9 protein-coding genes are annotated in these 10,273 nt (G+C 60.3%); all 9 read left to right on the forward strand.

Annotated elements, in window-relative coordinates:
* Positions 1–171: 171 nt before the first annotated feature.
* The 9 genes from KJB29_RS14965 to sucD all read left to right on the forward strand — a co-directional run bounded on the left by KJB29_RS14965 (position 172) and on the right by sucD (position 10,174).
* Positions 172–612, forward strand: coding sequence for a GNAT family N-acetyltransferase (locus KJB29_RS14965; protein WP_215735224.1), 441 nt, complete (start codon positions 172–174; stop codon positions 610–612).
* Positions 609–1,427, forward strand: a complete 819-nt coding sequence (gene fdhD, locus KJB29_RS14970; RefSeq protein ID WP_246561582.1) for a formate dehydrogenase accessory sulfurtransferase FdhD — start codon at positions 609–611, stop codon at positions 1,425–1,427. Before KJB29_RS14965 ends, fdhD begins: the two co-directional genes overlap by 4 nt.
* Before the next feature lie 184 nt (positions 1,428–1,611).
* Complete coding sequence (locus KJB29_RS14975; RefSeq protein ID WP_215735225.1) at positions 1,612–2,790, forward strand: acyl-CoA dehydrogenase family protein; 1,179 nt, start codon at positions 1,612–1,614, stop codon at positions 2,788–2,790.
* Positions 2,791–2,802: 12 nt separating this feature from the next.
* Complete coding sequence (locus KJB29_RS14980) at positions 2,803–3,978, forward strand: thiolase family protein (RefSeq protein ID WP_215735226.1); 1,176 nt, start codon at positions 2,803–2,805, stop codon at positions 3,976–3,978.
* Positions 3,979–4,103: 125 nt separating this feature from the next.
* Positions 4,104–4,949: a 3-hydroxybutyryl-CoA dehydrogenase gene (locus tag KJB29_RS14985; RefSeq protein WP_215735227.1), complete on the forward strand. Its 846-nt coding sequence runs from the start codon at positions 4,104–4,106 to the stop codon at positions 4,947–4,949.
* A gap of 14 nt (positions 4,950–4,963) precedes the next feature.
* Complete coding sequence (locus KJB29_RS14990; RefSeq protein WP_215735228.1) at positions 4,964–5,746, forward strand: enoyl-CoA hydratase/isomerase family protein; 783 nt, start codon at positions 4,964–4,966, stop codon at positions 5,744–5,746.
* Between the two features lie 47 nt (positions 5,747–5,793).
* Positions 5,794–7,785: a heterodisulfide reductase-related iron-sulfur binding cluster gene (locus tag KJB29_RS14995; RefSeq protein ID WP_215735229.1), complete on the forward strand. Its 1,992-nt coding sequence runs from the start codon at positions 5,794–5,796 to the stop codon at positions 7,783–7,785.
* 321 nt (positions 7,786–8,106) lie between these two features.
* Positions 8,107–9,270: an ADP-forming succinate--CoA ligase subunit beta gene (gene sucC / locus KJB29_RS15000; protein ID WP_215735230.1), complete on the forward strand. Its 1,164-nt coding sequence runs from the start codon at positions 8,107–8,109 to the stop codon at positions 9,268–9,270.
* Between the two features lie 13 nt (positions 9,271–9,283).
* Positions 9,284–10,174, forward strand: a complete 891-nt coding sequence (gene sucD / locus KJB29_RS15005; RefSeq protein ID WP_215735231.1) for a succinate--CoA ligase subunit alpha — start codon at positions 9,284–9,286, stop codon at positions 10,172–10,174.
* Positions 10,175–10,273 lie beyond the last annotated feature (99 nt).

A 10,273-nucleotide genomic window follows, 5' to 3' on the forward strand; every position in this document is an offset into this window, starting at 1 on the left:
AGTAATCCCGCCTCCTACCCAATATTTCTCAGTTCTATTCCTCATTTTATTACATAAAATAGCTTGCCCAAAATTATGTATTGTGGTACTTAAATACCATAATACGTAGGTGAGTGTCACCTGGTGCTAGTTTCTGCCGAAATCATGGAGAATTCCTATTCGGGTACGCATATGAAAGAACAGATTTTCATCCGTAACGCCAGACCGTCTGATTTCGACGCCGTAATTGCCCTGGATGAAACGGGCCATGTCGAAGGAAAACAGGCCTATTGGCGCAGGATCTTCGAGCACTACGTGAACTGCGGGGACGATGCCTGCCATTTTCTTATATCCGAAATCAATGACACGGTCGTCGGCTTCATTGTCGGTGAAGTCCGTGCCTGGGAATTCGGCTCCCCCCCATGCGGATGGGTCTTCGCGCTTTCGGTTTCGCCACGGAATCGGAAGATGGGGATCGGGCAGCGGATGTTTGAGGAGATCTGCGACTGCCTGAAACGTTCCGGGGCTGCAACCGTGCGGACAATGGTGGAACGCGAGGACAAGCTGACCTTGTCGTTCTTCCGCAACCAGGGGCTGTCTTCCGGCAAGTATGTGGAACTGGAGACATCATGAGCGTAGCAGGGGAATCGACCATGAAGAGCATCTACCACTACGACAAAGGTAAACTGGCGGCAACGGAGAAAGAGTTCGTGGGTGAGTTTCCGCTCCTCTTGAATGTCAACGGCCGGGAGATCGCCACCCTCATCGCCTCGCCCCATGATCTCCGTTTTCTCGTCGCCGGATTCCTGCGGTTGCAGGGGTTCGTGGAGAAAGTGGAGGACTTCCAGCTTCTCTCGGTCTGCAATGATTTCGGCATTGCGCGGGTTCAGATCAAGGGGGAACTGCCGGAGAAACTGAAGCCGGTCCTCACGTCGGGATGCGGCACCGGGATTACCTTCACGATTCCGCAGGCCACTAAGGGACGGTCCGGTTCCCCTGCGGACAGGCATTTCTCGCCTACGGCAGTTTTCGCCATGATGGAAGAGCTGGCCAGGAAGGCGGAGGGGTACCGCAGCCACGGCGGGATGCACTCGGCGGCGGTGGGGGACGGTTCCATCGTCCTCTACGCGGAGGATCTGGGCCGGCACAACACCCTGGACCGGATAGCCGGGGAGGCGCTGCTGAGAGGGATAGACCTGGCCGGCACGATGCTGGTCACGTCGGGGCGGGTCTCAACGGAGATGGTGGCGAAATGCGTTCTTCTCGGCATTCAACTCATTGCCTCCCGAACCTCTCCCACGGATATGGCGGTCAGGATGGCGGATGAAGCGGGTATAACCATGATCGGCTACGTGCGGGGCGGAAGGTTTGAGCTCTATACCCATCCCGAGCGACTGCAGGTTGACTTATCGGAGGAGGGGGGCTGTGCGTGTGCCACCGGCATATAGTCGCTGGAGTGGCCAGGACGGAATCTGTCCGGGATTAATTTCAATCACGGGCAAAATTCTCTTGACTTAAAATCGGTATTCCGGTACTTGTTTACTTGAAGGTGACAGTGTTTTATTTGCCGCATGTGGGAACAGAGGCAAGTCATATACAAACTGCCTGGGAAAGGCCCGAAAGGAGACGAAAATGAGTGTTACTACAGAACTGACGGATTACATGGGGTTCCAGGGACTTCTGACCGACGAGGAGAAACTCGTTCGTGAGACTGCCCGCAAGTTCGTCAATGATGAGGTGCTGCCGATCATCGAGGAGCACGCCCTGAACGAGACCTTTCCCAGCCACCTGATCCCCAAGATGGGCGAGCTCGGTTTTTACGGTCCGAACCTCCCTGAGAAGTACGGCTGTGCCGGTCTTTCCAACGTGGCCTACGGCCTGCTGATGTACGAACTGGAGCGCGGCGACTCGGGCCTTCGCAGCTTTGCCTCGGTCCAGGGCTCCCTGGTCATGTATCCCATCTATGCCTACGGCAGCGAGGCCCAGAAAGAGTACTGGCTCCCCAAGCTTGCCGCCGGTGAGAAGATCGGCTGTTTCGGCCTTACCGAGCCGGACTTCGGCTCCAACCCGGCCGGGATGCGCACCAACGCCGTGCGTGAAGGAAACGGCAAGTGGCGGATCAACGGCTCCAAGATGTGGATCACCAACGGCAGTGTCGCCGACGTGGCCGTGGTCTGGGCCAGGACCGACGAGGGGGTCAGGGGCTTCCTGGTGGAGAAGGGTACCCCCGGCTTCTCCGCTCCCAAGATGCACGGCAAGTGGAGCCTGCGGGCCTCCGTCACCTCCGAGCTCGTCTTCGAGGACGTCATCGTTGACGAGGAGAAGAGCCTCCTCCCCAACGTGAAAGGTCTGAAGGGCCCCTTGGGGTGCCTCACCCAGGCTCGCTACGGTATCGCCTGGGGCGCCCTGGGCGCAGCCGACGCCTGCTACCAGGCTGCTCTCGAATACTCCCTGAGCAGGATCCAGTTCGACAAGCCCATTGCCTCGTACCAACTGCAGCAACGGAAACTTGCCGAAATGGTCACCGAGATCACCAAGGGGCAGCTGCTGGTCATGCAGTTGGGGCGCCTCAAGGATCAGGGTAACTACTCTCCGGCCCAGGTTTCCATGGCCAAGATGAACAACGTCCATGTGGCCATCAATATCTGCCGCACGGCCCGGACCATGCTGGGGGCCAACGGCATCATGAGCGAGTACCCGATCATGCGCCATGCCAACAACCTGGAGGCGGTCTACACCTACGAGGGTACCCACGACATGCACCTCCTGATTATCGGCGAGAAAGTCACCGGCATTTCGGCCTTCCGGTAAGGAGCGACAGATATGAGTGACGTTTATGTAATCGAATCGCTGCGCACCCCCCTCGGATCCTTCGGGGGGGAGTTGTCCGATGTGGAGGCGCCGCGCCTGGCCGCCACCGTCATCCGGGAGCTGCTTCAGCGCTCCGGTCTTCCTGCCGAAGGCGTGGACGAGGTGATTATCGGCCAGGTTCTCGCGGGAGGGACGGGGCAGGCCCCAGCCCGGCAGGCCATGCGCTACGCAGAACTCCCCGACAGCATCCCTGCCTTGACCATCAACAAGGTCTGCGGCAGCGGCCTCAAGGCGCTCATGCTCGGCGCCGATGCCATCCGTCTCGGTGATGCCGGCGTGGTTGTCGCCGGCGGCATGGAGAACATGTCCCTGGCCCCCTATCTCCTCGCCAAAGGCCGTAACGGCTATCGGCTGGGTAACGGCGAACTGGTCGACCTCCTGGTACATGACGGCCTTCAGGACCCTTACAGCGGCAACCACATGGGGGTGATCGCCGAGGCCACCACGGAAAAACACGGCATTTCCCGCGCGGATCAGGATGCCTTCGCCTTCCGTTCCTACCAGAAAGCCCAGACAGCGGTAAAAGAAGGAATCTTCCGGGATGAAATCGTTCCGGTCGTAAAAAAGGGGCGCAAGGGGGACGTGACCGTCAGTGACGACGAAGAGCCGTTCAAGGTTGATTTCCCCAAGCTGATGGGGCTGAAAGGCGTCTTCAAGAAAGACGGGACCATCACCGCCGGCAATGCCTCCACCATTAACGACGGCGCTGCCCTGACGCTTCTGGCCAGCGGCGAAGCGGTGAAGAAATATAATCTCAAACCCAAGGCGCGGCTGGTGGCCTATGCATCCAACAGTCTGCATCCCGACCAGTTCACCGAGGCGCCGGTGGGGGCGATCGAAAAGGTCTGCGCCAAGGCCGGTCTGAAGCCCGCTGATATCGATCTGTTCGAGATCAACGAGGCCTTTGCCGCCGTGACCATGCTTGCCATCAAACAACTGGGACTCGATGAGGAAAAGGTCAACGTCAACGGCGGGGCCGTGGCCATCGGCCATCCCCTCGGGGCAAGCGGCGGACGCCTGGCCGCAACCGTCGTCCGCGAACTGCATCGTCGCCAGGCTCGCTATGGGCTCGCCACGCTCTGCATCGGGGGTGGCGAAGCGGTGGCGGCAATCTTCGAGCGGGTCTGAAAACCATTTGAAACACAGAGCAACTGAGCAACGGAGAAAGACAAAAATTTCTATTTTATTCAAACCCTGTTTTCTCTGTTGCTCAGTTGCTCCGTGTTATTCCGTTTTTGAAATGGAGGCAGGTAATGGTTAGCAAAATCGGTGTACTCGGCGCAGGGCAGATGGGGAGCGGCATCGCCCATGTGCTGGCCCAGCAGGGAATAGAGGTGGTGCTGTTCGATATCGCCGAGGCGCAGCTTGCCAAGGCTGTGACCGGCATCGAAAAGAACCTGGAGCGCCAGGCCAAGAAGGGGCAGCTGGAAAGCGCCGCTATCCCGGCCATCATCGGGCGCATCCGCACCACCCAGGACATGGAGGATCTGGCCGACTGCGATATGGCCATCGAGGCGGTGACCGAGAAGGAAGCCCTGAAGCTGGAGATCTTCAGGAAGCTGGACGGAATCGTGAAAGCAGGGGCGATCCTCGCCTCCAACACCTCGTCGATACCCATCACCCGCATTGCGGCGGTGACCGGACGGCCCGACAAGGTCATCGGCATGCACTTCATGAATCCGGTGCCGGTCATGCAGCTCGTAGAGGTGATCCGGGGGCTCGCCACCAGCGATGAGACCTTTGCCGCCACCACGGCGCTTGTGGCAAGGCTCGGCAAGGAGACGGCGGTATCCGCCGACTATCCCGGTTTCATCGTGAACCGCATCCTCATCCCCATGATCAACGAGGCGGCCTTTGCCCTCTTCGAGGGGATCGCCACGGTGGAGGACATCGACAAGGGGATGAAGCTCGGCACCAACCAGCCCATGGGGCCCCTGACCCTGGCCGACTTCATCGGCCTCGACACCTGCCTCGCCATCATGAACGTCCTCCACGAAGGATTCAAGGATAGCAAGTACCGCCCCTGTCCGCTCCTGGTCAAGATGGTTGAGGCCGGGTATCTGGGCCGCAAGACGGGTCGGGGATTCTACACCTACTGATTGGGGGAGATGCCATGGGAACCGAGAATCTGCTAGTTGACATAAAAGATGGCGTGGCGCTTCTGACCATCAACCGGCCCAAGGTGCTGAACGCCCTTCACACCTCGGTGATTGCCGAGTTGCAGGAGACCTTCGAGGCGTTGAACGCCAACCAGGCCGTCAAGGTGATCGTCATCACGGGCAGCGGCGAGAAGGCCTTCGTTGCCGGGGCCGACATCGCCGAGATGGCGGTCATGGACGCCCAGCAGGCCCTCGTTTTCGCCCGCACGGGACAGAAGCTGGTGAACTTTATCGGCACCATGCCCAAGCCGGTCATCGCCGCCGTCAACGGCTTTGCCCTGGGGGGAGGGATGGAGCTGGCCCTGGCCTGCGATTTCATCTACGCCTCGGAAAACGCCAAGATGGGACTGCCGGAGGTGACCCTCGGGATCATGCCCGGATTCGGCGGTTCCCAAAAGTTCGCACGGCTCCTGGGGCGCAGCCGGGCCAACGAGCTGATCTTCACCGGAAAGATGCTGACTGCCACCGAAGCGAAGGAGTGGGGGGTCGTCAACGCCGTCTTCCCGGCCGCGGAACTGGTGGGAAAAGCCCTTGAGACAGCCGCCAGGATCGTCGGCAACGGCCTCCTCGGGGTCGCCCATGCCAAGGAAGCCATCCGCCGGGGCCTCGATATGACTGAACCGGACGGCATGGACTACGAGTCGGTCCTCTTCGCCTCCCTCTTCGCATCCCGTGACCAGAAGGAAGGGATGGGGGCCTTTGTGGAAAAGCGGAAACCGAACTTTACCGGGTCGTAAGACTTTGTTCGAGATGTGAACCTATCAACACTATTGGAGATTGAGCCATGGAAGCTACCCGCGAACTCTATTGGAATATCGGCCACGGGGCATCGGTCCTCATACCGATGTATCTCTTCACCTTCGTTGCCCTGGGATTTCTGGTGCGAAGCGGGTTGCAGCGGCTGAATATCTACAAGCAGGGGAAGCCCCTGAACCGCTTTGACCAGCGTGATGTGCGCATCAAAAACCTCCTGAAGAACGTCCTGTTGCAGAGCAAGGTGCTGAAGGTCAAGGGTCCGGGCTATGCCCACGGGCTCTTCTTCTGGGGGTTCTTTCTCCTCTTCATTGGCACTGTTTTCGTGGCTCTCCAGGCCGACTTCACCGATCTTCTGTTCGGGTTCCGTTTTCTTCACGGGGACTTCTACCTCATCTTCTCGGCAGTGCTCGACCTTGCCGGTCTCGTGGCCATCGCCATGCTCGCCGGGTTCTTCGTCCGCCGCTACCTGGTGCGCCCCGAGGGGCTTGAAACCACCCGCGACGACGCCATCATGCACGGCCTCCTCTTCGCCATTCTCATCACCGGTTTTGTGATCGAAGGGGCCCGGATGGCCGTGACCGAACTCCCCAACAACATGGCCCTGGCGGCGTGGTCGCCGGTGGGCCTCGTGGTGGCCAAGGGACTCTCCGGCATGGGTGAGGGTTCCCTCCGGGCCCTCCACCAGGGGATGTGGTGGCTCCACTTCGCTCTCGTCATCGGCTTTATCTGCTCCATTCCCTTCACCAAGTTCCGTCACATCCTCACCACCAGCGCCAACTACTTCCTGGCTGATCTTGGCCCCAAGGGCGCCCTCGTCACCCTCAACATGGAGAGCGAGGACGCCGAGAGCTTCGGCGCGGCCCAGATCAAGGACCTGACCTGGAAAGACGTCTTCGACACCGACGCCTGCACCAAGTGCAAGCGCTGCCAGGATCGCTGTCCGGCCCACAACACCGAAAAGCCCCTCTCACCCATGAAGGTCATCAACCAGTTGGGCGAGGTGGCCTCCTCCAATCCGGACGCGAACCTCATCGAGACTGTGAGCAAGGACGCCCTCTGGTCCTGCACCACCTGCCGGGCATGCCAGGAAATCTGCCCGGCCAGCATCGAGCATGTGGGTAAGATCGTGGACATGCGCCGCAACATGGTGCTGATGGAAGGGGAATTCCCCGGCGAAGAGGTCATGGTGGCCATGGACAACACCGAGGTGAACGGCAACCCCCTCGGTCTGGCGTTCGCCTCCCGGGGCGACTGGGCCGAAGGGCTTCCGGTCACGCGCCTCTCCGACGACGCCGAGGTGGACATCCTCTACTTTGTCGGCTGCTATGCATCCTTTGACAAGCGCAACATCAAGGTCGCCACCAGCTTCGTTCAACTCTGCGCCGCGGCCGGCGTCAAGGTCGGCATCCTCGGCAAGGAGGAGAAATGCTGCGGCGAGCCGATGCGGAAACTGGGGAACGAATACCTCTACCAGTCCATGGCCACTGAGAACATTGAGACCATGGAGTCCTACAAGGTGAAAAAGGTTGTCACCGCCTGTCCCCACTGCTTCAACACCCTGACCAAGGATTACCGTGATCTCGGCTTCAGCATCGAGACCGAGCACTACACCACCTTCCTGAACCGTCTCATCCAGGAAGGGAAACTCAAGGTGAAGGCCGATGGCTTCGACTGCACCTACCACGACTCCTGCTACATCGGCCGCCACAACGACCTCTATGAAGAGCCGCGGGCCTTGGTGGCGGCAGCGGGCGGCACCATCCGCGAGATGGAACGGAGCAGGGCGGAGGGGTTCTGCTGCGGCGCCGGCGGCGGGCGGATCATGGCCGAAGAGAAACTGGGGAGCCGAATCAGCGGCAAGCGCGCCCTGATGGCGGCGGAAACCGGCACCGGCACCCTCGTCTCCAACTGTCCCTTCTGTCTCACCATGTTCGAGGACGGGATCAAGGGAGCGGAGCTGGAAGGGAAGCTCGTTCCCCGGGATATAGCCGAGATCCTGGTGGAAAGGGTGATTGCCTGAGAAATGAGGCTCCTGCAAAGCTACGGTTTGCAGGAGCCTCACGAGTTGCTCCAGGGAGAATGCCATGAATTCAAACCCTGATGAACAGGAGCTGCTTGCCGTACCCCGATCGGGCGGGGCAAGCAGCTCCCCTGCCATAACCATGCATGGCTATCGATGCATTAGAACAAATCTCGCACGCTGCTGCACTGATGGTCACTTCCATATGCCGCCATGAAAAGTGAAATTTTTGCTTGCCATTAAATTGGTATTGAAGTACCGTATTGCTAAATTGGTACTGCGATACGGGAATAAAAAAAACTGACTCGCGGGAGGAATCGGATGAACATCCACGAATACCAGGCAAAAGCAATCCTTCGCAGATTCGGCGTACCCGTTCCTGACGGGCACGTCTGCTATAACGGCGCGAGCGCCCGTGAATGGGCCAAGCGTCTCGGTGACGGCCCCTGGGTGGTGAAGGCCCAGATCCACGCCGGCGGCCGCGGCAAGGGTGGGGGGGTCAAGCTGGCCCGCACCAACGAAGAAGTCCAGCTCATCGCCCGCAACATGCTCGGCATGACCCTGCGCACCCATCAGACCGGTCCCGACGGCAAGGTCGTCACCCGGGTCCTGGTGGAGAACGGCTGCAACATTGACCGGGAGCTGTACGTGAGCCTCCTGGTGGATCGGTCCACCTCCAAAGTGACGGTCATGGCCTCCACCGAAGGGGGGATGGACATTGAGGAAGTGGCGGAAAAAACCCCGGAGAAGATCTTCAAGGAAGCCATCGACCCCCTGGTGGGTCTGACCCCGTTCCAGTGCCGCAACCTGGCCTTCAGCCTGGGGCTCACCGGGAAACTTCTTCCCAAGGCGCAGAAGCTCCTGGAGAATCTCTACACCACCTTCATCGCCTGCGACTGCTCGCTTCTCGAAATAAATCCCCTGGTCGTCACCAAGGAAGGGGACCTTCTGGCCCTGGACGCCAAATTCGGCTTTGACGATAACGCCATCTTCCGGCACCTGCAGATCGCCGACATGCGCGACTACGACGAGGAGGATCCCAACGAGGTTGAGGCCTCCCAGCATGACCTCTCCTACGTCTCCCTGAACGGCAACATCGGCTGCCTCGTGAACGGCGCCGGTCTCGCAATGGCCACCATGGACATCATCAAGTTCTCCGGCGGCGAGCCGGCCAACTTCCTGGACGTGGGGGGCGGGGCCACCATCGAGCGGGTCACCGAGGCCTTCAAGATCATCCTCTCCGACAAGAACGTGAAGGGGATCTTCGTCAACATCTTCGGCGGCATCATGAAGTGCGACGTCATCGCCACCGGCGTCATCGAGGCGGCGCGGCAGGTATCGCTCCAGGTGCCGCTCGTGGTACGGCTCGAAGGGACCAACGTGGCCCTCGGCAAGCAGATGCTGGCTGAGAGCGGGCTCAATATCGTGGCCGCCGACGGCATGGCCGACGGAGCACAGAAAATCGTCCAGGCCGTTGCCGCCTGAGGAGGGGAGAGAGATGAGCATTCTTATCAATAAAGACACGAAAGTCATCACCCAGGGCCTCGGCGCCACCGGCCTCTTTCACGCGCAGGGGGCCCGGGAGTACGGCTCGCAGATGGTCGGCGGCGTCACCCCCGGCAAGGGGGGGACGGTTATCGACGGCTTCCCCGTCTACGATACGGTGAGGGATGCGGTCTACCAGACCGGCGCCACCGCCTCGGTCATCTACGTACCGCCGCCGTTTGCGGCTGACGCCATCATGGAGGCGGTCGACGCCGGCATCGAGCTGGCCATCTGCATCACCGAGGGGATCCCGGTTCTCGACATGGTGAAGGTGAAGCAATACATGCAGGGGAAAAAGACCCGGCTCGTGGGCCCCAACTGCCCCGGGGTCATCACCCCGGGCGAGTGCAAGATCGGCATCATGCCTGGCTACATCCACAAGCCGGGGAAAGTGGGGGTTGTCTCCCGCTCCGGCACCCTTACCTACGAGGCGGTCTGGCAGCTCACCAACGTGGGTCTCGGCCAGTCCACCTGCGTCGGCATCGGGGGCGATCCGGTGAACGGCACCAACCACGTGGACGTGCTCCGGATGTTCGAGGAGGACCCGGATACCGAGGCGGTGATCATGATCGGCGAGATCGGCGGCAACTCCGAGGAAGAGGGGGCTCGCTTCGTCAAGGAGCACATGACCAAGCCGGTGGCAGCCTACATCGCCGGGATCACCGCCCCTCCGGGCAAGCGCATGGGTCACGCCGGCGCCATCATTGCCGGCGGCAAGGGGACGGCCACGGAGAAGGTCGCCATTCTGGAAGAGTGCGGCATCAGCGTGGCCCAAAGCCCCGCCGACATGGCCAAGGCGCTCCTGAAAGTGTACAAGCCCGACGGGCTGAAGATAGCGGTTTAACCGGAAAGTGCATTTGAAACACTGAGGTATCCTGATGACGATGGACACTCCCGCTTGGTAAACTACCGAGAGGGAGGTAAACATGAAACAGCAGCAGCG

This window comes from Geobacter grbiciae, assembly GCF_018531165.1.
In the GTDB taxonomy this organism is placed as follows: domain Bacteria; phylum Desulfobacterota; class Desulfuromonadia; order Geobacterales; family Geobacteraceae; genus Geobacter; species Geobacter metallireducens.

Coding starts and splice junctions, on each gene's coding strand:
- KJB29_RS14965 (WP_215735224.1), top strand. CDS start 172: ATGAAAGAACAGATTTTCATCCGTAACGCCAGACCGTCTGATTTCGAC.
- fdhD (WP_246561582.1), top strand. CDS start 609: ATGAGCGTAGCAGGGGAATCGACCATGAAGAGCATCTACCACTACGAC.
- KJB29_RS14975 (WP_215735225.1), top strand. CDS start 1,612: ATGAGTGTTACTACAGAACTGACGGATTACATGGGGTTCCAGGGACTT.
- KJB29_RS14980 (WP_215735226.1), top strand. CDS start 2,803: ATGAGTGACGTTTATGTAATCGAATCGCTGCGCACCCCCCTCGGATCC.
- KJB29_RS14985 (WP_215735227.1), top strand. CDS start 4,104: ATGGTTAGCAAAATCGGTGTACTCGGCGCAGGGCAGATGGGGAGCGGC.
- KJB29_RS14990 (WP_215735228.1), top strand. CDS start 4,964: ATGGGAACCGAGAATCTGCTAGTTGACATAAAAGATGGCGTGGCGCTT.
- KJB29_RS14995 (WP_215735229.1), top strand. CDS start 5,794: ATGGAAGCTACCCGCGAACTCTATTGGAATATCGGCCACGGGGCATCG.
- sucC (WP_215735230.1), top strand. CDS start 8,107: ATGAACATCCACGAATACCAGGCAAAAGCAATCCTTCGCAGATTCGGC.
- sucD (WP_215735231.1), top strand. CDS start 9,284: ATGAGCATTCTTATCAATAAAGACACGAAAGTCATCACCCAGGGCCTC.